Source organism: Nostoc sp. C117 (genome assembly GCF_043099735.1).
Taxonomy (GTDB): domain Bacteria; phylum Cyanobacteriota; class Cyanobacteriia; order Cyanobacteriales; family Nostocaceae; genus Nostoc.
Window position 1 is genome coordinate 4013539 of sequence record NZ_CP170991.1, and the last position, 21998, is coordinate 4035536.

The 21998-nt window shown below is 41.3% G+C and carries 16 protein-coding genes and 3 tRNA genes; 5 read left to right on the forward strand and 14 right to left on the reverse strand.

Annotated elements, in window-relative coordinates; genetic code table 11:
* Positions 1 to 22 precede the first annotated feature (22 nt).
* The gene (locus ACFG4S_RS17335) at positions 23 to 1312 is read right to left on the reverse strand and encodes a hypothetical protein (RefSeq protein WP_392530309.1); all 1290 of its coding nucleotides are present in this window, start codon (positions 1310 to 1312) and stop codon (positions 23 to 25) included.
* Positions 1313 to 1473: 161 nt separating this feature from the next.
* On the opposite strand from ACFG4S_RS17335, the gene ACFG4S_RS17340 reads away from it, so the two are divergent.
* Positions 1474 to 1953, forward strand: coding sequence for a hypothetical protein (locus ACFG4S_RS17340; protein WP_392530310.1), 480 nt, complete (start codon positions 1474 to 1476; stop codon positions 1951 to 1953).
* A 74-nt stretch (positions 1954 to 2027) separates the two neighbouring features.
* Here the strand turns inward: ACFG4S_RS17340 and ACFG4S_RS17345 are convergent.
* The 8 genes from ACFG4S_RS17345 to ACFG4S_RS17380 all read right to left on the reverse strand — a co-directional run bounded on the left by ACFG4S_RS17345 (position 2028) and on the right by ACFG4S_RS17380 (position 10134).
* Positions 2028 to 2099, reverse strand: a tRNA-Gln gene (locus ACFG4S_RS17345).
* 1075 nt (positions 2100 to 3174) lie between these two features.
* A tRNA-Leu gene (locus ACFG4S_RS17350) sits at positions 3175 to 3258 on the reverse strand.
* 208 nt (positions 3259 to 3466) lie between these two features.
* On the reverse strand, positions 3467 to 4594 hold the full coding sequence (locus tag ACFG4S_RS17355) for an alpha-hydroxy acid oxidase (RefSeq protein WP_392530311.1): 1128 nt from the start codon (positions 4592 to 4594) through the stop codon (positions 3467 to 3469).
* 421 nt (positions 4595 to 5015) lie between these two features.
* Complete coding sequence (locus tag ACFG4S_RS17360; RefSeq protein WP_392530312.1) at positions 5016 to 5894, reverse strand: M48 family metallopeptidase; 879 nt, start codon at positions 5892 to 5894, stop codon at positions 5016 to 5018.
* Positions 5895 to 6083: 189 nt separating this feature from the next.
* Positions 6084 to 7451: a UDP-N-acetylglucosamine 1-carboxyvinyltransferase gene (murA, locus tag ACFG4S_RS17365; protein WP_392536013.1), complete on the reverse strand. Its 1368-nt coding sequence runs from the start codon at positions 7449 to 7451 to the stop codon at positions 6084 to 6086.
* 671 nt (positions 7452 to 8122) lie between these two features.
* Positions 8123 to 8194, reverse strand: a tRNA-Gly gene (locus tag ACFG4S_RS17370).
* Between the two features lie 194 nt (positions 8195 to 8388).
* Positions 8389 to 9030: a sporulation/spore germination protein gene (locus ACFG4S_RS17375; protein WP_392530313.1), complete on the reverse strand. Its 642-nt coding sequence runs from the start codon at positions 9028 to 9030 to the stop codon at positions 8389 to 8391.
* Positions 9031 to 9519: 489 nt separating this feature from the next.
* Entirely contained in the window at positions 9520 to 10134 is a 615-nt protein-coding gene (locus tag ACFG4S_RS17380) for a tetratricopeptide repeat protein (protein ID WP_392530314.1), read from the reverse strand.
* A 148-nt stretch (positions 10135 to 10282) separates the two neighbouring features.
* On the opposite strand from ACFG4S_RS17380, the gene ACFG4S_RS17385 reads away from it, so the two are divergent.
* From ACFG4S_RS17385 to ACFG4S_RS17395, 3 genes are all read left to right on the forward strand, one after another.
* On the forward strand, positions 10283 to 11071 hold the full coding sequence (locus ACFG4S_RS17385) for an SDR family oxidoreductase (RefSeq protein ID WP_392530315.1): 789 nt from the start codon (positions 10283 to 10285) through the stop codon (positions 11069 to 11071).
* Positions 11072 to 11166: 95 nt separating this feature from the next.
* The gene (locus tag ACFG4S_RS17390) at positions 11167 to 11886 is read left to right on the forward strand and encodes a rhomboid family intramembrane serine protease (protein WP_392530316.1); all 720 of its coding nucleotides are present in this window, start codon (positions 11167 to 11169) and stop codon (positions 11884 to 11886) included.
* 106 nt (positions 11887 to 11992) lie between these two features.
* Positions 11993 to 12664 (forward strand): rhomboid family intramembrane serine protease, encoded by a 672-nt coding sequence (locus tag ACFG4S_RS17395; protein ID WP_392530317.1) that lies wholly within the window; start codon positions 11993 to 11995, stop codon positions 12662 to 12664.
* A 65-nt stretch (positions 12665 to 12729) separates the two neighbouring features.
* On the opposite strand, the gene ACFG4S_RS17400 is transcribed toward ACFG4S_RS17395, so the two are convergent.
* The 5 genes from ACFG4S_RS17400 to ACFG4S_RS17420 form a co-directional block, all read right to left on the reverse strand.
* Positions 12730 to 14910, reverse strand: coding sequence for a GumC family protein (locus tag ACFG4S_RS17400; RefSeq protein ID WP_392530318.1), 2181 nt, complete (start codon positions 14908 to 14910; stop codon positions 12730 to 12732).
* Between the two features lie 221 nt (positions 14911 to 15131).
* Positions 15132 to 16484, reverse strand: coding sequence for a polysaccharide biosynthesis/export family protein (locus tag ACFG4S_RS17405; protein ID WP_392536014.1), 1353 nt, complete (start codon positions 16482 to 16484; stop codon positions 15132 to 15134).
* Positions 16485 to 16671: 187 nt separating this feature from the next.
* Positions 16672 to 17394, reverse strand: a complete 723-nt coding sequence (locus ACFG4S_RS17410) for a cyanoexosortase B system-associated protein (protein WP_392530319.1) — start codon at positions 17392 to 17394, stop codon at positions 16672 to 16674.
* A gap of 207 nt (positions 17395 to 17601) precedes the next feature.
* Positions 17602 to 18507, reverse strand: coding sequence for a cyanoexosortase B (gene crtB / locus ACFG4S_RS17415; RefSeq protein WP_392530320.1), 906 nt, complete (start codon positions 18505 to 18507; stop codon positions 17602 to 17604).
* Positions 18508 to 18548: 41 nt separating this feature from the next.
* Entirely contained in the window at positions 18549 to 19733 is a 1185-nt protein-coding gene (locus ACFG4S_RS17420; protein WP_392530321.1) for a DegT/DnrJ/EryC1/StrS family aminotransferase, read from the reverse strand.
* A gap of 555 nt (positions 19734 to 20288) precedes the next feature.
* Between ACFG4S_RS17420 and ACFG4S_RS17425 the strand changes: the two genes are divergently transcribed.
* Positions 20289 to 21842, forward strand: coding sequence for a GAF domain-containing protein (locus tag ACFG4S_RS17425; protein WP_392530322.1), 1554 nt, complete (start codon positions 20289 to 20291; stop codon positions 21840 to 21842).
* Positions 21843 to 21998 lie beyond the last annotated feature (156 nt).

Below are 21998 nucleotides of genomic sequence, written 5' to 3' on the forward strand. Positions count from 1 at the left end.
GCTCTTGGTTCACAATTTAGAATCAAGATTCATCTAACCGCCGTTGCCATTCAGCATCAATTTGTGCAGAACGTTCAACTTCTTGGTCTATTAAATCGGTTTCAGTGGAATACACTAAGTCTTCCTTGCCAATAACTTTTTCGGCGGCAAACTGACGGGCGTAGTCAATCTTTTGCTGCAAAGAACTATCCGCACTTTCTAATAGCCTAGCGCGAGAAAGGCGATCGCGATTCCGTGCAACAATTTTTTGATTTTGCCACTGAATCCAGAAATAACGCAATAACGGTATACCCAAAAAACCTATTCCGTAAGCCAATAACAGCCAATAAATTCCTTGTGCAAAAGCCACTAGTCCACCTAATTGCGCCGCAGCAGTACCATCTCTCAATAAATTTCCCAGTACTAAAGCACCAACCAAATTTAGTGAACCCAAGCCAGCACTCAGCATAATTTGTCCTGAAGTTGCGGCACTAAAACGCCACAGAAATTCCTGCAAATGATCTGATATTGAATGGCGAAGCTTTTTAGCTGCACTTATCTGCAATTCTGGGAAATAATATACAATTTGTCCTTGGTCACTTACCTTTGGTTGCCCATTAAAACGCGTCAGAACAGGCAGCATATAATCTTCGTACTCTCTTTTATATGCTTCACCAATGTCATCTAGATATGGGGAAATTTGTTCTGCTACCACAGCGCCACGGTTACTCCGAATCACCGTACCAATTTCTTGCCAGCGACGTTCTTCTAAGTTGGCATTAGGATTACCATCGCCAAACAAAAACGAAAACACAGCTTCAAAGAAATTTAACTCGCTTTGTTCTCGCCTTTCATGTCGGCGTTCCGGGTAGTGGGTGCCATAATCTGGGCTAAAATACCAGAATAAATTGGGGAAATAGAAGAACCCACCACCACCTCTGGAATTACCACTCCCATTGTTGTCACGGTCTGAATTGGCAGCAGTGATGATAATAATGATGGTAATAGTTATGAGAGCGATGGAAAGAGTTAAGAAAACTCCAAAAGAAATGCGAATCAGGTAAAATAAAACACCCCAGACTTTTTTCCACCATTCCTGTAATCGTAACCGGAAGTATTTATTACGTAAAATCGATCGGAAATTTTTGGGAAATAAGTAGACAATATCACCTGAATCCGCTACTTGCAAATGTCCACCTGCATCAGATGCTAAGGCTAACAGCCCAAGATTCGCTTCAGTAACGTTCAATCCTGCCTGAGTTGCCACATCACCAACGGTAACACGATAACCCAGTTGCTCCACAGCTTGCATAATGGTGGGATTAAGAGTCATTTCTTTCCCCTCCTGCGAAAATTTACTCTTCTTTTTTTAAGTATAAAGTTTTATTTTGAGCCACTTGTCAAGAGCATAAATAAACTAACAAATAAGCTGACACGCAATATGTTAAGATTATCTTCCTAGGCTTGGTTAACCAGCAAATTTTCTGCCTAAATATGGTTCAGTATACTCTCGCTCAAAGCCCAGAAATTATCCTCACTGTTTCTGGAAAAGATTCAGCCAAAGCTCGTGATAAAGCAATGGATCAGTTGATGGAACTGATGGATGCAGGTAAACTACCCACGGAACTAGAAGAAGGATTTGGCCCTCAACAATTAATTGAGGTTAAAGAGCCAAATATTGACGCTGCTAATGGTGAAGATACAATTACACAAGCTGTTCAGGTTTTGAGTAACTTGGCCACGCTCAAGCTGAAAGTTCAGGAGTCACGATCTGAAGCATTGGAAATTCGTAAAGCAGTTGATATTCTGTTCACTGACGAACCAGTGAGTGAAGAGGAAATTACTCGACTCAAGGAAGGCTTTAAAGTTCTCAAAAGTTTTGCTCAAGCTAATGTGCGTTACCAGGAAGCACGAACTAAAGCAGAACAAGCCCGACAGATTCTAGATCAAGCTCTTCATACGCCTGACAAGTGACCCTAATAAAATGGCTCTTCACTTACAAATAAAAATTTAAAGAGACAGGATTTTATTCCTGTCTTCTATCTAAACTGGGGCGCTAGGATTCGAACCCAGGGATGGCGAGACCAAAACCCGCTGCCTTACCACTTGGCGACGCCCCAATGAACTCACGCTAATTAATATAGCACTTATTCCTGGGTTAATGTCAAGTATTTTCATAGTTGATTTGAGATCGTGAGTTTTTACATTAGGACTATTGAAGCCAGAGGGCAGAAAACAGGATTTCTGTGCCATTTCCTTTTTATTATGATGGACACTGGGCTGAGTTTGTCCGTCCCACTTCGTGAAAGCAAGTTACGCCCAACGTCCAGTCGGGAAGGATTTCAATACTGCGTAGGTTTTGCAATTTCTTGGTTGAGGCAAGCTGTTCTTGAGCAGGGTAAGAAATGGAGGCTGGCGTTGAGTTTTGCCTCCCCTGCTTCTTTGAGCAGTATTGGGTCTGTATGCAGTTAAAAAGCTGTATTATACTTACTTTTTTAAAAGGTTAATAATTTTATTTTTTATTGTTTTTTCAGAATTCTGACAGATTTAATTCAATTTATATTTTGCTGCAAGCACAACCCAAAAAAAGGGGAAGATAAGTTTATCTTCCCCCCTTGATTATTATTCTTCTCATCTAATGTCTTAGCTTCCTTAAGTCTTTGCCGTAACATTTGTCTTTGCTTCTTGAGTTGCCGCTTTCTAGCAGAACCACCTCGACCTTTATCATTCCTCCCCTCTTTACGCGGAGATTCCCATCTTTTGAGCTGCATAATGTTTGCTCTCTCTGGTATTTAATATTGTTTTTTAGTATTCTTATGTACTACAGAGTATAACACACTTTTGAACGTAATTTCTTGATTTTTTAAAATGACAATTTTTCCAGAAAAATAACACCTGTTCCAATACTTTTCGGTTAATGGGGAAAGGGGAAAGGGAAAGGGTTTGAATTTCCCTTTCCCCATTACCCTTTAACCTTTCCCCAGACCAAAAGAGAGATTATTGGGTTTAACCGAAAAGTATTGACACCTGTTCCTTCATCAGGATATTTGTTTAATAAGGGTCTTCAAACCAGTTTCCTACAAAGGATACTGATTTTCCCACGACAATAGTTTTTCACCAACGAGATGATGACGCATGAAAGGAAATCGGCTAACGCATAACTTATATGCAGAAATTTGTTATATTTTTTGGTAGTGGGCAGGAGGAGAATCGAACTCCTATGACCGCAAGGTCGCCACATTTTGAGTGTGGTGCGTCTACCAGTTTCGCCACCCGCCCTTATATTCAACTTTCCTATTATAACTCGATTTTCTGAGTTTGCAACAAGAAGTCTAAAAATTGATTCTCAAAGTTTTTTTGGGTTAATAGATGTAAAGTACCTAGACAGACCTTTGTTATGGTCTACCCTCAGAATGTCTGGTTATTTGAGCGCTGTAAGCTTTAATAGTGATTTTTGTCCTTTATTCTTCTTGAGATTTAGTTAGTTTTAACGCTTCATGGGTGGGAGCGTTAATAAACTAGGGTCAATATCCTGTAGCTTGGCACAGCCGCTAAGTGCCATTCCGAGACTTAACTCGTCTTGTAGAAGTGAGATGACATGAGATACACCAGCTTGTCCTGCTACTGCTAGTCCCCACAAAATGGGTCGTCCGATTAGTACCGCTTTTGCTCCTAATGCCAGAGCTTTGAGAACGTCTGTGCCCCTACGGATACCTCCATCCAGTAGTACTTCTACTCTACCATTGACTGCTGCTACTATTTCAGCTAGGGCATCTAAAGAAGCGATCGCCCCATCGAGTTGTCTGCCACCATGATTAGAAACAACAATTGCTTTGGCTCCATATTCCACAGCCCGCACTGCATCATCTGAGCGTAAAATTCCTTTAAGTACTAAGGGTAATGGAGATATGGACTGCAACCATTCCAAGTCCATCCAAGTTACTGCGGGATTTAGTTGTTGAGCAAAATAGGTAAATAATCCAGATTCGCCTTTTTCATGGGAAATATCTAGCCCTGAAATAGTGGCGAGATTAGCCAAATGTAAATCTAAAGGTAAGGCAAACTCATTACGTCTATCTTTTTCCCGCTGTCCGAGAACAGGTGCATCGACGGTCAGACAAAGTGCTTTGTAACCCGCTTTATAGGCTTTTTCTACCAAAGCACGAGTCAATCCTCGGTCTTTGTGGATATAAAGCTGGAACCAGCGTAGGGAATCTGGAAACTGTTCCGATGCAGTGGCTACTTCTTCAATACTCTTTGTTGCCATTGTACTTAACACCATACCTACACCAGCCGATGCCGCAGCGATCGCCGTCGCAACTTCTCCATCTGGATGAGCTAGACATTGAAAAGCCATTGGTGCAATCAATAGAGGTAGTTGCAGGGGTTGTCCTAAAATGGAGGTATTTAAATGGCGATCGCTAACATCCACTAATATCCGAGGTCGCAGCTTGATTCGCTCAAAGGCAGTGCGATTGTCTCGCAAGGTGATTTCGTCCCAAGCACCACTGCTGTAATAATCAAGGGTCATTTGGGATAGATGCTGTTTTGCCAGTTTTTCGTACTCAAAGAGATTAATGGGTTGAAAGCGATCGGCCTTAGGTATAACTGTCATGGTAGCGCCTGTGGGTTAAGTGATGAGATGTTTTTTAACCTGATTATGGGATTAAGAAAGCTTAAGGAATCATAGATTTATTGCTCAAGATGGAGAAGTAAGTAACTCTGACTGAGTTATTCTAAAGCAACCTATCTAAATAATTCTTCTGGGGATAGTTGCAGTCATAAAAGAGTAAATTCTTCTGGTGATAATACCAATAATTACTCTTAGTTGTAGATCTAAAGAACCAGTCTATCGCTTGTTGTTGTCTCTTCCTTTGCTTAACTTTTACTTGTTTGAAGTACCTGTTCGCATAGCCTATTTGCAGGAGAAAGATAGCAACAACAGTCTGTTAGCGAGGTAAGACCTCGCTTTTGAAGACAGAGCTAGAAAGTTAACAATTTAAAATTCAAAAATAAACTGGTTTGGCTCAGTAGGTCTACCAGTTTCGCCAACCGCCTTTAGCTAGAACTTCATTATTCGTAGACTTCAATCCGCGATCTTGAATTAAAGATTGATATTCTGTGCTACTTGCCCAGCGGTCAATTTCTCGCGCCCGTAGTACTGGGACTGGATGGCTTAATTGGGCTGTGCGGGCAGCTTTGACCATTTCGCCGAGTTCAGTCTTGCTAATATCATCGTAAGCGCGAGCTTGGGCGACAAAGGCATCAAGATTTAGTTGTGGGGCTAAGGTGGGAGAACCACCAGCAAGTTTCATTAGCACGGACATGACAACTTTGGGGTCTTGGGTTGCTAACAAGGCGGCGCGATCGCAGGTAAACTCAGCACATCGTACCCATTCCAAAAGTTGTGCTTGTATTGCTTGGGCTATGAAGCCTCCGACATTAGGCACAATTGCGGCAGCTAATATTAGTAAATTTACAGGCGTTAAGTAAACACTGTGATCGCACTTAAGATGTCCCAACTCGTGGGCAATTACTGCTTGAATTTCTTCTGGTGTGAGGATATCAATTAGGGATGTATGTAGCACAACAAACGGCTGCTTGCCCCGTACAGCAAAAGTATAAGCATTGGGAGCCGGATGTTGCCGGACGTACAATTGAGGAGGCTCGATATCCAGTATTTGACAAGCATCTAACAACAACTTGTGTAAATCCGGCAGTTGTTTTTCACCCACCAGAATACTTGAGGCAATATTTTCGACATAAAAAACCTGCTCTGCCATTGGTCCGAGCCAATTTCGCACCAACATATCTATGCCTGGTATCTGTTTAAGCGCTCTAGTTGCTTCTAGGTCTAATGGATGACGAAAAGAGTCAGCTTTTAAACCAATCAGTGGGGTTTTGAAGAAAGACATAGTGCAGCAAGCTATAAAAAATACAACTTATGGAATCTGGCTGGTTAAATAACCGCCTCCCACAGTTAGTATAACGATTTAAGTAGGGGGGATTGGGCGTTAAGAGTGCTGAGTTAGGAGTTTTGTTTATCGCCTCATCCCCCTCATCACCCTCATCCCCCCCATCCCCGCGTCAGTAGCCTATCAATTTCAACTTGACAGGCTACTGATGCTGGGAGCAAGTTCTGCATCTGATGATGTTTCGCCCACCCGTAGGATTTTAGCCCCCAATTGCTGCAACTTCATATCAAGTCGATCGTAACCGCGATCGAGGTGCTGTAATCCCTGAATTGTGGTTTGTCCTTCTGCCGCTAGTCCTGCTAAGACTAGTGCTGCTGAAGCTCGCAAGTCTGTACCTAATACTGGTGCGCCAGAGAGTTTCGGGACTCCCCGAACAAAAGCAGCATTGCCTTTGACACGAATATCTGCTCCCAAACGATTCAACTCTGATGCATGACGCAAGCGATTTTCAAAGACAGATTCGTTAATTACGCTGTCGCCTTCGGCCAATGTCAGCAAAGCCATGAATGGCGCTTGCATATCAGTGGGAAAACCTGGATGGTATTGGGTTTCAATATCTGTTGCCTTGAGGGTTTGTGCTGGGAGGATACGTAGGTGTTCAGGTGATTCCTCAATGATGGTTACTCCAATATCCCGCAGCTTGGCAATTACTGGTACGAGATGTTCTGGAGCTACAGGCGAGAGGCTAAGTTCTGAGCGGGTAATTGCTGCTGCCACTAAAAACGTCCCTGCCTCAATGCGATCGGGGATAATACTGTAGTCAATAGAATGCAGCTTAGGAACTCCTTCAATAATAATTCTGCTAGTCCCCGCCCCACTAATTTTGGCTCCCATCGCGTTACAGAAGTTAGCTAAATCAACTACTTCCGGTTCTCTAGCAGCGTTTTCGATGATCGTTTCCCCGTCTGCCAGGGTAGCCGCCATCATCAAATTTTCTGTCGCACCAACACTGGCGATATCTAAGTAAATCTTCGCTCCTTTTAATCTCCGGCTACTACCAGGGACGTAAGCATTACAAATGCCATGTTCAATCTGCACTTCAGCTCCCATTGCTTGGAGTCCCCGAACATGTAAATCAACTGGTCTTGCCCCAATAGCACAACCACCTGGTAAGGGCATCTGTGCTACTCCCAGTCTTGCCAGAATCGCACCAATGGCAAAAAAACTCGCTCTCAACTGGGTAACTAGTTCATAGGGAGCTTTTGATGTTTTAATTTCGCTGGCGTTGATGTCTAAGATGTCACCCTGTCGTGTTAAACGTACACCCAAAGCCAATAACACCTGAGCCATCCGCTCTACATCGGCTAATAAGGGAACATTGCGGATGCGACAATCGCCTGGACATAGCAAGGCTCCAGCCATGATTACCAATGCTGAATTTTTTGCCCCGCTAATTTTCACATGACCTCGCAAAGGATGCCCACCCGAAATTTGCAAGACTGAGGAGTCTGCTTCCGGAGTAAATTTGGCATCTGGTAAGCTGCTAGAAGGATTAATAATCTTACCTCCAAAAGTAATACGTATTTTATATGCTTGAAGTTGGTTTTGATTCTACAGTAAAGATTCAATTTGTCCACGTTTTCGGAGAAGCTCTTTGATTGAAAAATTGTGTTTTTGTGGAAAAACGAAGACTCAAAACAAGCTGGAGCAAGCTTTTCGGACTTTTGAAAAGTTTAACAAAAAATAACGAATAATTAGTAAATAGATGTAAAATTAGATACTCACTAATCCAACTTAAGTATTTGCTAAAAATCAATACTCCAATGGATATTCCTAGAAGATAAGTCTTGTAGGTTTCAAGTAGACCAAAACTTTAATTAATACCCCAGTTCAGTACTATCTTATTGTTCAAAAGTTAGGATACTACTGAGAGTATTGTGGAAGCGATCGCTGTTTTTGACTCGATCTTAATTTTTCGCCTTGATTCCCAACTTGGCTTACTAGACAACCCTGAACATAGATAGATGTAAAATATACTTAAGTACAAAAGTACAGAATATTCAGACACGGGGTCAATTCCGTAAATATACCCTCAAGTTGCAGATCTAGGATATAATTATGGATTATTAATCATATTGAGATTAATTATTAATAGTGAGACTAACTTATTAAAAATGATATTAATATTTTAAGAATGACAAATAATTAGTTAATGTACACTTTTTAAAAGCGGGTGATGGGACTCGAACCCACGACGTTCACCTTGGGAAAGTGACATTCTACCACTGAATTACACCCGCAAGTACATGTTAGCCATAAACTTTATATTAGTATAGAGTATACCATTATTTATAGCTGGTTTCAATTGGCTAAAATACATACCTTTTTCGCACTTCCGAATCATTTTTAAAGCTCAATCAATGTCCAACCCTATATCGCCGGAAGGTATTGAAAATCCTACACTGGGAAGAAAGTCAGTGTAGGAGTATTTGACTTAAAGAACAATATCTTCACCTCGCTCGGTAAAGCGAACTTCTTTTATCTTCCATTGGGCATTACTTGTGAGGGTTTTCCGGACACTACCAAACAGAGCAAACTGTTCGCAACTAGAAAGAGAAGCTATTTGCCGCTTAGACTGAGGAGATATCCGCAAATCAACTGTAGCAATCCCATTTTCCACATTCACACGATACCCAGATAAGCTAAAGTCACTTGTATCTCGTTTTTCTATAATTTTACCGACTACATTTGTCACTGGTTCTTGGACTGGTACGGAAACCTTTTCTGGAACTAATTCCTGACATTGGACATCACTTGTGTAAATTGTGACGTTGGTAGTTTTGCTAATGGCAGTTCTAGGAGTTGATGAGGAAGGCGTATTTTCCTTTGGAGATTCTTCATTGGGAGATTTTTCTCTCAACTGAGCGATGGTAGGAATTTGGCTGGAAGTGGAAGAAGATGAGTTATTCGTGGGTGTTGTAATAGGTTCTGGGGATAGTGTACTGCTTGGTATTGCGGTAGGAGATGGCGTTTGGCTCTCAGTATTATTGGTGGTGGGGTTAGAATTACAACTGCTGAGTCCGAGAATAATTGTTACAGCAATCAGAGGTAAAAAATATCTCTTGGTTGTGTTCATAATTTTGGTCACAAGTTACATTACTGCTATCAACTTCAATATTGCTGGTATCAATTCCGCATAAACTGGTGAATTTTGAGCCACTCTCTAAAGTGTCAACCTGCTATCTGTTAAAGTTATTTGAATATTGATGCTCAAATTACTGTAAAAGTGGTAATTCCAATAATGCCCCAAATAATTGCTCGTAGCCAAATATGAGATTGTCACTAGATCCGAAGTTAAGTGAGTTAGATTATCTCTAAAGGCACGATGGGAAAGTTTTCGGTGAGAGGCGATCGCATTAAGCACCTACGCGATAAAATTCTAGAGCATTAATGCTTTGTCAAAGTCGTAATTCGGTAGACATCGCTATTCCGAAGAAAGGTTACAAAATGACATTGCCTATGCAAGCGTTTATTTTAGTGATGTTTTAGAAATGGATGAAGAGATTTATGCCTATTTTTAAACCCAAATAAATAGCGATGGTATCTTATCTAAAAAAAACCTAGTTCATACTCGTAACTTCCTATGTACCTGTGCTAGATACCACATATAATCATCAATTTTGTAATTCTCCGCAGCTTTAACTATATATTCGTGAGCCAAATCAACATTATTCTCAACTTCATAATATAATCCTAAGTAAAGATGACTGTAAAAATTTCCCTTTACACCTTCTGATTGACCAACAGTTAAAACATCATCTGGGGTACAATTTCCTGCATACAAATCATATACGCGCTGCATAATTCGTCGAGGATCGTTTTTCACACTTAGTAAAGAATTACGTGCCTCTTCAACACCTAACGAACGAGCTATGCAGAGATATCGCCATACTGTTTCTTCTACATCTTGAGCATTTACTGTCAAATTTATTTCAAACTGTTGAGCGCCCTCAGCAAATCTTTCTGCATAATAATACGATAATCCTCGTTGCCAAAGGTAAGGTTTAATACGTTCATCCAGTTGTTCTGCCATATCAAAATCTTGAATAGATTCATCAATCTTGGCTAGTTGAAAGTTAACCATACCTCGGCGAACGTAAGCATTAGGATTTTTCGGCTGATTGCGAATGGTTTCGTTCCAGCGCTGGAGTTGATTTTCTAGAGAATTTGAAAAAAACATGAGTTTGTTGAATTGGAATCAGATGCAGTCAATGGTTTAGGGGTTACGATCGCCTAGATTACGACAAAAAGCGATCGCATTGGGCATCACCAAGATAAACTCTTAGGTTGTTGATACTTTTAAAATCAAAAAATCCGCAGAATTACAAATGAGCGATGCTGACGGCGGGCTAAATCTACGCTGGACATTAACAGGAAAAAAAGCACTGGTTACAGGTGCCACCAAAGGCATTGGACTAGCTATTGCCAATGAATTTTTATCTCTGGGTGCAGAAGTGACAATTGTGGCGCGAAATTCTCAGGATATTCACCAACAACTGATTATCTGGCAAAAAGCAGGATTACCTGCTTACGGGATTACGGCAGATGTTGCAACCCCTGATGGGCGACAAGCCATTTTTGAGCGGGTTGGCAAAAACTGGGATAAATTAGACATCCTGGTGAATAATGTGGGAACTAATATTAGCAAAAAAATAGTAGATTACACAGCCGCTGAGTATGAGTTCATTATCCAGACAAACCAGACATCAATTTTTGAAATGTGCCGTCTGTTTTATCCTCTGCTGCAAAATGGGGAAAACAGTAGCATTGTGAATATAAGTTCTGTGGCGGGTTTAGTCTCGAATCGTACAGGCGCTCCTTATGGTATGACTAAAGCGGCCATAAATCAACTGACGCGATCGCTATCAGTTGAATGGGCTGGCGATTGTATTAGGGTAAATACCGTAGCACCTTGGGCTATTCGCACACCTCTAACCGAGTCTGTACTCGATAATCAAGATTTTCTCAAATTAGTTCTGTCCCAAACACCTATGGGAAGAGTTGGTGAACCAGAAGAAGTAGCGGGTTTGGTGGCATTTCTTTGTATGCCTGGGGCATCTTTCATCACTGGACAATGTATCACCGTCGATGGTGGCTTTTTGGCTTTTGGTTTTTAAGTCTAAAACCGAGATTTATCCATGAGGTAGAAGAAACTACTTACAGGATTCAGTATTGTGGAGTTTGTATCTTAAAAAATCAGGAAAAAACGCTCGTGGTTCCAATTAGCGATAATAATCCCACAAAAATCACGCCTTATGTAACTTATGGGCTGATAGCTGCCAACGTCCTCGCTTTTCTTTATGAAGCAAATCTTCCCCCACAAGCATTAAATGGGTTTTTACACCTGGCGGCTGTCGTTCCACGAGAACTGACTTTAAGCTTCGCTGGTACCTCTCTACATCAACCGATACCAGAGTGGGCAACTTTGATTACTTCACAATTTTTGCACGGTGGTTTCTTGCACTTAGCCGGTAATATGTTATTTCTCTGGATTTTTGGCAATAACGTTGAAGATAAGTTAGGTCATGCCAAATATCTGCTATTTTATTTATCTTGTGGAGTTTTAGCTTCATTAACTCAGTGGTTCTTCGCTCAAGATTCTAGCATTCCTTCTTTGGGTGCAAGTGGTGCGATCGCAGGTGTTATGGGTGCATACATTCTCCGCTTTCCTAATGCCGAAGTTCTCGGCGTTGTACCTTTAGGGATTTTCTTCCCGACTTTCCGCGTCCCTGCATATTTCTTTTTGGGATTCTGGTTTCTCGAACAAGCCTTCTACGGACTAGCCAGCCTGGAAACGCGTACTAACATCGGGATGGAAGGTGGTGGTATTGCCTACTGGGCACATGCAGGTGGGTTTATCTTTGGGGCAATTCTCGGCCCCCTGTTGGGTTTATTTAGCGATAAATCCCAGGAAGAATCCTGGTATAAATAATTTTTCATTCATACTGTTTGATTCAATAGGTGAAATTGCCTAAGCTTCGCAACTCCTAGCCTTACAAGCTATATTGCAGTTAGTCAATAATTTAGGAAAAACACCTGTGTTTCCCCTCTACGATGAAAATCCGGCGCGAATCACCCCGTATTTCACCTACGGGTTAATTGGCATGAATATTTCGGTCTTTATTTACGAGTTCCTCCTGCCAAATGCACAATTAAATCAGTTTTTCAATCAGTATGCAGTAATACCTCAAGAATTAACCACCAATTTCAGTGGAGAGTGGACAACTTTATTTACGTCGCAATTCTTACACGGTGGTTGGTGGCACTTAATTTCAAATATGGTATTTCTCTGGGTTTTTGGTAACAATATTGAAGACCGTTTAGGTCATTTTAAATATTTGATTTTTTATTTGGCATGTGGTGCTTTAGCTGCCTCATGTCAATGGTTTATTGGTATGAATTCTCAGATTCCTTCCTTGGGGGCAAGTGGTGCAATTTCTGGGGTTTTGGGTGCATACATTATCCGTTTTCCCCACGCTAAAGTGATGACTTTAGTCTTTTTGGGGTTTTTCGTCACCACAATCAGAATTCCAGCACTACTAATCATTGGACTTTTCTTTGTGCAAAATGTGATATCTGGTCTTGCAAGCTTGCAAACAGTGGCTAATATGAGTGTGGAAACTGGTGGAGTTGCCTACTGGGCACACATCGGTGGTTTTGTGTTTGGGGTAATTCTCGCTCCCGTATTCGGCTTGTTTAGGCGCGACTAATGGGTATTTGTTATTTGTTATTTCTCCCCCTACCTCCTCTGCTCCCTGATTTTCCTCATCCCTTTCTATGTTTTACTAGCACCCGCAGAAACTTCTTCTGCTTCTGATTCTTGGACAATTTCTGGTTCTACTTCCGCTGAAAACGTTGGTTCAGGTAGAGAAACAATGATATCAGCACCATTAATAATTGCTCCTAATAACCCCAATTCGGATTCAACTAATTGATCGATCGCTTCGCCCAGCATATTCTCTTCTGTATAGTGTGGTCGTGCCACTAGTATCATGCCATCGCTGTAGGGTTGAATTAATAACGGGTCATTGGATAAGCTCAAAGGACTAGTATCTAAAATCACTAAATCAAAACGTTCGCGGACATCATCCATCAGCCGCCGCATTTCGCTAGATTCGAGAATAGCAGCCGATTGCCGCACTGGCCCGGGGCTGGGAAGAATGTATAAATTTTCGACATCAGGGACTAAACGAATACATTCAGTTAAGTCAGCGTAATAACGCAGGGGTTCAATAGTGGCTTCGGGATCGGGAATTACTTTTAATGATGTACAACGAGAAGGCGATCGCAAATCTGTTTCAATAATTAAGGTTCTCTTACCAGCACGGGCAGAAGCAATACCCAAGTTATATGCACTTGCTGTTTTACCTTCTAAGCTACTAGTGCTAGTAATTAACACTACCTTTAGGGTTTTACCTCCAATTCGTCGCAGATTACTACGAAACTTCTCATAAAATTCTAAATAAGGAGAATCTGGGGAAAGTACCACTGGTACTGCTTCCTTATCCAAATCATCAACTGGCATTAAAGGCAACTCTCCCAACAGTGCCACATCTCGTTGCTTGAGGCTCTCGCGGATATCTTCTCTGGTTTTGAAAGTGGCTTCTAGCGATCCCAATACAAATATCACTCCGCCACCAATCAGCACGCCCAAGAAACCACCCACAGCCAGGGTAACAGGTACACTCTTCGGGGGTTTGATATCAGGAAGAACTGTAGGGCGTCTAGCAACGCTCAGGCTGCTGGTAGTTTCTGCTTCTGCGGTTTTAGCATCCGTTAGTTTCACCTGCATTTGGTCATAGATGGCTTTTTTAAGTCCAACTTCTTGTTCTAAACGCGATCGCTCTAATTGCTTGTTGGGTATCAGAGAATACTCTTGCCGTAGTCGCCCTTCTTGTTGGATCTCTTGAGCTAGTTGTTGTTGCAATGTCTCCCGTTGGGTTTGCAAAGACACCATTTGGTTTGCCAACTGTTGGCGTGCTGGATCTAAGCTGCTTTGAGTACGAATCCCGGCAATGTTACCCCCAAGCGGAGCCGCTATGCCATTACCCCCTAATACCTCAGCGGCGCGTTGTTGCAACAATTCTTCCGCAGCTTGTTTCTGACGCTGCAATTGAATCATCGTTGGGTGTTCAGGTCGTAAATCTTTCCTTAGCAAAGCGATTTGTGACTCAGATTGATAAATTTGCGATCGCAAGTTGGCAATAATCGGATCGGCACTCAAGGCAGAAGATACATAAGCTTGTCCAACTGTTAACCCTAATTTATTTTGTAAACTACGAATTTGACCATCAACCCCAGAAATAGTTAATTGCATTTGCCGTTGGAGGTTTTGGCTGGCAGTAACGGCGTTTAGCAAACTACCATTCTCTGCTGCTAATATTGCTGTGCGCTCTATGCGATCGTACTGTTCCAGCTTTTTTTCAGCAATTTGCAATTCTCGTTTTGCTTGTGGTAAGCGTTCGTTAATTTTTTGAATAATTGCTTGTAGTCGTCCAGTATTGATGTCACTACTCAATTTGACCATTAATTGCATCAATTCTGCCAACACTTCTATCGCTCGTTTGGGATCAGTATCTACATATTTCAGTTCAAAGGTAGTAGTTTCTAATTCTCCAGTCCTAGCATTTTTTTTCGGCAAAGAAAGGACAATACTTGCACCGAGTTGTTTCGGCTTGATATTTACTTTTTGTGCTACTGTTGCAATTATCTGATTTGATAATAAAACGTCCTCATTTAATTCTTTTCCTTGCTGTTGGATTTCACTACCAGTTGCCGAGAAAGAAACTGGAGGACCCGCATAAGTAAGTGCAGCAGACGCTATATAGCTAAGAGGTGGATCTGGTTGCATCGCTACCACTGTTGACCCCACTACAACTAAACCAAAACTAGCTAGTCCAATCCACTTATATTTTTCAAAAGCAATAAGATAGCGCTTAACAATTGGTGGGGTCATGGTCGCTTCGCTCCAATTAAAAATTAAAAATTAAAAATTAAAAATTTAGGAAGCACCAAACTAAAGATAGTGACTTTGATCCAAGAACGCTATCAACTTCCTAACTGTATATTTGGGTTGATATCTTCAATATTTTCCCATTCATAAATTCAAATAGAAATTGGAGGTGTGGCTTCCTCCACTCGAAACTATTTCCAACTTGTATTCTTTTTTTGAAGTTACTAATTTGATTTTCCACCACCGAAGTTGTCAAAAAATCGGAGAAAGGATTGAACATTAAAGAAAGGTTGGGTAATGGTAGTTAGCAAATTAGTAATTCTACCAATGAGGTTCCGACCAACAACAATAACATCATTATCTTGAAGTGGCACGTTTTGAGATACATCGCCTCCCAGAGCTTTTTTAGCATCAAGTTTTTGAGTAACAGCTTTACCTCGTTCTTGATCGAAGCGAACCAAAGCGATATCGCGGAGGTTAGCAGTGTCGAGATTTACTCCTCCTAACGCATCTACAAATGTACTGCCATTAGGCAGTGCTTGAGTAGAAATACCCCCCGCAGCGTAGTTTAAAACTCGGACTCTAATCTGTGGGACTGCCAAGGATGAACGTGCTACTAAATTACGGTCATAACTGTCATCATTGCCGACTTCACGACGAGGTACAACGATCGCATCTCCGTCTTGTAAACGTAAATTAGGGATTGAACCACCATTTTGCAGAGCTGCATATAAATCAATAGTTTGTGAAATCACAGAACCATCCATTAGTTTGCGGCGTATTTGCACTTGTCGCAGATCTGCATTCAACGTTGAACCACCAGATATTAATAAAGCATCAGCAACACGGGGTGTTGCTGAATTAATCGGATAAATTCCTGGTCGAAATATTTCCCCACTAACGGTAACTTGAACTGGTCGCGTTCCTACCAAGGATACTACCACGATGGGATCTGGTAAAATCCGACTTAATCCCAAGCGAATTTTTTCTTGAGCTTCTTCCAAAGTTAAACCTTTCAAAGAAATCGTTCCGACTTGCGGCACTACAATATTACCTTCTGGACTGATTGCAGTTTGAAAATTTAAATCTTGGCGCTGGCCTGCTAGGGCTAAAACTATTACTGGATTGACAACATAACGATTTAAACCGAAGCGAATTTTTTGTTGAGCTTCCTCTAAAGTTAAACCTTGTAAGGAAACTGTTCCCAGCAGTGGTACGACAATGTTACCTTCGGGATTAATTAAAGCTTGAAAGCTCAAGTCTGGAAAACGCTGAACTGAAACGTTTATTCCATCTCCGATTCCTAAGCGATATGGGCCAGGAGGACGCTGAACCGAAATGCCAATTCCATCTCCTGGTCCCAACAAGTAGCGGCTGAGTTGAGGAGAAATTTCGTCATTTCCACTTGGTGGTGCAACTTCCTCAGTACCTGGCACAGGCGAAGGGGGTTGTCCTTGAGATGGGAAAGGCTGAGCAACAACAAATTGAATAGGTGTTGTTAAAAAAACTCCTACTTCAAGACTGACAAAACACAGGGCGCTGAATGCACGCATATAAGAACTCGGAGTTATCAACATCGGTGCAGGAAAACTCATTTAAGAATTAGTCGCGCCGACTCGTTATTTTACTCTAAAAATGTCGTCACTGTCTCTTTTGCCTGTAAGTATTTACCAAGAAAAAGCCGAAAAATTTTGCCAATTTCTAACTTCATATTTTTAGCATCTTTTGACTAAGTTTTTGTTTGAGAGCGATCGCAATCATACTCTAGACAAAACCTGCCATCAATGCAGCTTGCACGGTTTCCCCGATAGACTTGGCTAAAGACCAAGATTTTTCTACTTCTCCCAAAGGCTCCATTGGAATCAGAATGCTGACAGCCACCCAAGGAGTGCGTTGTTTACGCCACTGTGCCAATTGATCCGCCAAAAACCAGTGGAAAGGTGAGGGATTTCCACCGTTTGGCATAGCGTACCATTGCAAGACCGCAAAAGTTTGCTGTGGTGTGGAGGCACGGAAGAATCTCGCTTCTACTTTCGTTTCAACATTAGAAGCTAATTTTCCAGACGGTTTGACAGTAAATGCAGCAGCACGATATTGAGCTACTTCCCATTTTCCCCAGCGCGATCTTCCCCAGCCGTTAACCTCTGTCCACTCTACCTCCGGTTGATCCATTGGCCCGTTTTGCGGCAGTAAAAGCAGAATTGCCTGAGATTCAGAACCGTCTTTTTTCATTACCTGCAAAGACCATTGATGTTCCCCGATTGGCTGGTCTGCTTGTTCAATGGTTTGCCAACCAGGAAGAATTAATCCTGTTTTGCGGATTTGTTTTAATTCGTTGAGACTAGTCACAGGTGGCGGTTGTTTCCATTGCCAGTGTCCTGTCAGGTATCCAGGAACAGCTCCCATCACCAATAGCAATAGCAATAGTAAAAGTGCTGCTACCTGACTCAATTGATTTTCTTTAAAAAACTTAGAGAAGGAAATCATCAGTAAAATTTGCAATACTTAGGCAAAATTTTACTTTAAAAAATCACATCATGAGTTCAGTAATATTTAGGACTTATGCAGGGAGTGGGGCATTGGGAGTGGGGAGATGGGGAGACAAGGAAGATGGGGAGACAAGGGAGACAAGGGAGACAAGGAGATAAACAAAACTCTTAACTCAGCACTCCTAACGCCCAATGCCCAGTAATTTTAACTTTCTGCTTCTTGCTCAGTTTCTTGCTCGGTTTCTGAAGATGCGGAGAAATAGTTGTTAATCCAATTCAATAAAGGCACTAATGACACTAGCATACAAGCAGAGTAGAGGTCACCACCCCAACCTTCATGAAGCCATTTAAAAGCCCCTTCTTGGCCTGTGCCGTGAAAAAAAGTTAGTAAAGTATTACGAATAATATTAGCGGTAGTACTAATTATGACAGCAATAGATAAAAACGATATAGTTGTACGGCGTGAAGATAAGGCGCCTGTCCAATAAAGGAGCATCAAGCCGACGTAAAGTGTAGTGAACAACATTTTTAGCCCTGCACAGTAGGGGGCGACTTCGACAATCCGTCCTCCTACGTAGAGATTTGTCTCATTAACAGTTACTTCCATACCAAATTGATTCAGTATAAAACCTGCGCTGCCAGCGATGAAGCTTTGAAGAGGCAAGGTATAGGGAGCAATGAGATAAGGTGCTGCTGTTGGGGTTGCTAGAAATACTAGTAAGAGCGGAAATGCTTGCGATCGCAAACCTGATATTCCTTTAAACCACAAGCACAATCCTGCTAATATAACGGGCAAGGAAAGGTTAACCCACTCACTAACACCGCTAAGATAAAATACTCCTCCTAATAACAAGAAAACAGCGCCCAAAGGATGGATACTATCTGGCAAACGTACCCACTGTTTTCGCTTCAGCCAGACTAAATAAGCCGCAAATGGTATACCTATAATCCCGTGGCTGAAATATTCATGTTCTGTACTAATATTTTTGTGCAGCCAACCATCTAACCAATGTAACAATATCGGAGCATAAAGCAGCAGCAAAACGCCTAAGATGGCTAAAGTTAATAAGCCTGAGACGTTTTTGTGTTTAATCTGTTGCTGGAGTGCCATGATTTTAATTAATTATTCGACATTGGGTATTGGACAAATGACTAATGACTAATGACAACAGAACAGGATTTATCTAGGTTAGAATTCCTTGAGACTGTATTAGCGATCGCTGCTACAACTTCTTTGATCTGGCTACTGCTCAAACCAGGATACATAGGTAATGATAATATTTGCTTGCATAGTTTTTCTGCTTCGGGAAAATCTCCACGCTGATAGCCTAAGTAGGTGAATGCTGGCTGGAGATGACAAGGTATTGGGTAATGAATGCCCGTTTGAATTCCTACTGCTGTTAGTTGTTCTTGCATTTGCTGACGTTCTATTGGACAAGAATCATCAACTCTCATCACATAAAGATGATATACGTGTCCTGCACCACTTTGGTTCTCGATTGGAATAATACCAGCATCTGCTAAAGGTGCTAGTTCCTTGTCATATTCGTGAGCGATAGTTAAGCGATCGCCATTCCACTGTGACAAATGTGGTAGTTTCTGGTGCAAAATTGCTGCTTGCAAGGTATCTAAGCGGCTATTTGTACCTGCTTCAGTGTGAAAATACTTTTGTGATGCACCATAATTTCGCAAGCGCACCATTTTTTGAGCTACATCGGAATTTCGTGTCAGCACCATTCCGCCATCCCCAAATGCTCCTAAGTTTTTACTGGGATAGAAACTAAAGGCTGCTGCTATTCCCACTGAACCAGCGTGATATCCGTCTCTTTGGGCGAGGTGTGCTTGGGCTGCATCTTCAAAAATTAGTACTTTGTAGTTATCAGCAAAGTTTAATAGCTCTTCTGGTGATACCATTTGGCCATAAAGATGCACAGGAATAATTGCTTTAGTAGAAGGGGTAATTGCCTTTGCTGCTGCTTCTAAATCAATTAAAGCTGTTTGGCGATCGCAATCTACTAAAATTGGCTTAGCACCAGAGTGTAATACTCCAATCAAAGTCGCTACAAACGTATTTGCGGGTAAAATCACTTCATCGCCAGCACCAATATTACATGCTTGCAATCCCAAGGCGATCGCATCTGTTCCTGACGCCACACCAACTCCATATTCTACTCCCGACGCAGCCGCAAAAGCTGCTTCAAAATCTGAAAGTGCTTGCCCTAAAACAAAATCTCCCCGTTCCAATACAGATTGAATAGCATCTTGCAGTTGGGTTTGAATGGGTTCGTGTTGTAACTTCAAATCTACAAAAGGAACTCTAATAGCCATTTTATTCATTATCAATTGTCCTCAAATTCGCTGTATATTTCTGTTGCTCTGTAGGTTATTCCAAAATAAAATTAAAAATTTTTAACTTAATAACGCAGTGACTCAATTTTCCAGAACAAATGTTGAATTTTAAATTCGGCGTATGGACACTAATAGTTACAAGTAAAATTTGCTAACAATAATTACACTATTTTAGCTATCTTCAGTAAATTTACGATAAATATCCTAACAGAGATTTTTCCTTCTGTACATCAAGAATGATAAATCCTTTGATTGGTATCCTTAGTCTTAGGTTACCCTGGTTCAATCAAAATCTAACGCAGTCTCATTGCAAAATCTCTAGCAATAGAGACTACACCAGTGATAAATAAAGAACATTCTGTATCAGTGAATAGTAACTGGTGGAGACTCCAATACCGACTTCATGGAAGAGGTAAAAAATTTTTGCTTCAAACTTGTTTGTCAGAGGCAAAATTAGGGAATGCTTAAAAATAGCAATTGATAACCTAGAAATAGGGCTTATATCAATTACGGTATCGAGAAATTATTAAGGTAGCAGTGGCAATGGTAGAGCCTGAAAACAAATTATTTGCCTTAAAGGATGGTTGGACTTCTCAGGAAACAAGAGAACAACAACGTCTCAAAGCTTTGTCAGATCTAGGTTTGCGGCAACCAGAAACAATTCCAGTTTTTGAAGAAGCCACTCAAACTGCTGCCCACTTTTTGGAAGCACCAATTTCCATTTTGGGATTTGTGGATCAAGAACGCCACTGGTTCAAGTCGGCGGTGGGCTTATCTAGACTGGGGCTAATGAATCATTTAGCACAAAATCGTCAACTCTCACGCAGGGAATCTTTTTGCACCCAGGTAGTAGAGAGTTTTCAAATATTTGTAATTAATGATACGCATAAACTAACAGATCCAGTATTTGCTAGCAGCAAATTAGTTCAGGATTATGGCATTCGTGCTTACTTGGGCGCGCCACTGATTGATGCTTCAGGACATTGTTTAGGTTCATTAGCGGTGATGGATTTAGTACCGCGCAATTTTACAAATCGAGACATTGAATTTTTACAAATCATCGCTCGTTGGAGCATGAGTGAATTTGAGCGTAACCGACTTCTACAAGCGAAACTCGAATCAAACACTCCCAAGAGTGTTACTATATTTTCACTCAATGATGAACATAATACTGAGATAAAAATCACTACACCGAGTAAAGATGGTGACTCTGTTTCTAATAAGCAATTGAAACTGCAACTTTTAGAACAGCTAACTCAGGAGTTACGGACGCCCTTAACATCTGTACTTGGTATGGCTAGTGTTCTAGGACGTGAAATTTATGGACCTTTAACGAGTAAGCAGAGAGAATATTTGGAAATTATTCAACACAGTGGTCGTTACTTACTTTCCCTAGTAAACGAAATTACCGAACTAGGAGCTATAGATGACAACTCAACTGTGTTAAATCTTGCTCCGGTGGATATTGAAATGCTGTGTCAACAAGCTATCAATACTCTAGAAGAAGTGGCTAATCGCCGCGACCAAGATATTCGCCTTTCCATAGAACCGGGACGCAATCGCATTTGGCCTTTAGATAAAGACAAGGTGCGACAAATCCTATATCATCTGGTTTTTAGCGTCATTCAACTTTCCGCAACAGGTAGCGTTGTTCGGATTCATGTCTCCTACAAAGAAGATACTCTTAACGTTACTATTTGGGTTTCCCATCCTTGGCTAGGAGACGGTATAACTGAGGTCGATCCCTACTTCCGTCTCAATTCTTTGTCGCTACTCGAACTTACAGGTGAGGTAACAAGCTATAACAATCGCAAAGAAAGCCAGGAACAAGCAAATATTTCACCAGTAGCAGTAGACAAGCTAAAAACCTTGAGTGATTCCCACTCAGATTTATTTGCTCCTAATTCCAGCATAAATTTAGCTAAATCACATGGAAATCTTTCTCGTGAAAGCTTAGGTCTGTTGCTCAGCTGTCAGCTAGCAGAACTGCATGGCGGACAAATTTTGATTCAAGGCTCACCAGAATCAGGATATCGTTATGTGCTTTCTTTACCATTACAACTGGCGACTCCCTCACAAGCAATTAATGATGTTTGATGCCAAGCAATAAAAATTCTGAGGATTAGGAAAGAGATATTTTCAATCAATTTATTGTCTATGAAATACATCAAGGGTTAATCAACAGCTATCTTTTTTTAGTATTAGCTGGAGTGTTTTGGAATTAAAGGTGGAACTGATGGCTATGAATAAGAG

Coding starts and splice junctions, on each gene's coding strand:
- ACFG4S_RS17425 (WP_392530322.1), top strand. CDS start 20,289: ATGGTAGAGCCTGAAAACAAATTATTTGCCTTAAAGGATGGTTGGACT.
- ACFG4S_RS17385 (WP_392530315.1), top strand. CDS start 10,283: ATGAGCGATGCTGACGGCGGGCTAAATCTACGCTGGACATTAACAGGA.
- crtB (WP_392530320.1), bottom strand. CDS start 18,507: ATGGCACTCCAGCAACAGATTAAACACAAAAACGTCTCAGGCTTATTA.
- ACFG4S_RS17405 (WP_392536014.1), bottom strand. CDS start 16,484: ATGTTGATAACTCCGAGTTCTTATATGCGTGCATTCAGCGCCCTGTGT.
- ACFG4S_RS17360 (WP_392530312.1), bottom strand. CDS start 5,894: ATGTCTTTCTTCAAAACCCCACTGATTGGTTTAAAAGCTGACTCTTTT.
- ACFG4S_RS17420 (WP_392530321.1), bottom strand. CDS start 19,733: ATGAATAAAATGGCTATTAGAGTTCCTTTTGTAGATTTGAAGTTACAA.
- ACFG4S_RS17410 (WP_392530319.1), bottom strand. CDS start 17,394: ATGATTTCCTTCTCTAAGTTTTTTAAAGAAAATCAATTGAGTCAGGTA.
- ACFG4S_RS17340 (WP_392530310.1), top strand. CDS start 1,474: ATGGTTCAGTATACTCTCGCTCAAAGCCCAGAAATTATCCTCACTGTT.
- ACFG4S_RS17380 (WP_392530314.1), bottom strand. CDS start 10,134: ATGTTTTTTTCAAATTCTCTAGAAAATCAACTCCAGCGCTGGAACGAA.
- ACFG4S_RS17335 (WP_392530309.1), bottom strand. CDS start 1,312: ATGACTCTTAATCCCACCATTATGCAAGCTGTGGAGCAACTGGGTTAT.
- ACFG4S_RS17400 (WP_392530318.1), bottom strand. CDS start 14,910: ATGACCCCACCAATTGTTAAGCGCTATCTTATTGCTTTTGAAAAATAT.
- ACFG4S_RS17375 (WP_392530313.1), bottom strand. CDS start 9,030: ATGAACACAACCAAGAGATATTTTTTACCTCTGATTGCTGTAACAATT.
- ACFG4S_RS17355 (WP_392530311.1), bottom strand. CDS start 4,594: ATGACAGTTATACCTAAGGCCGATCGCTTTCAACCCATTAATCTCTTT.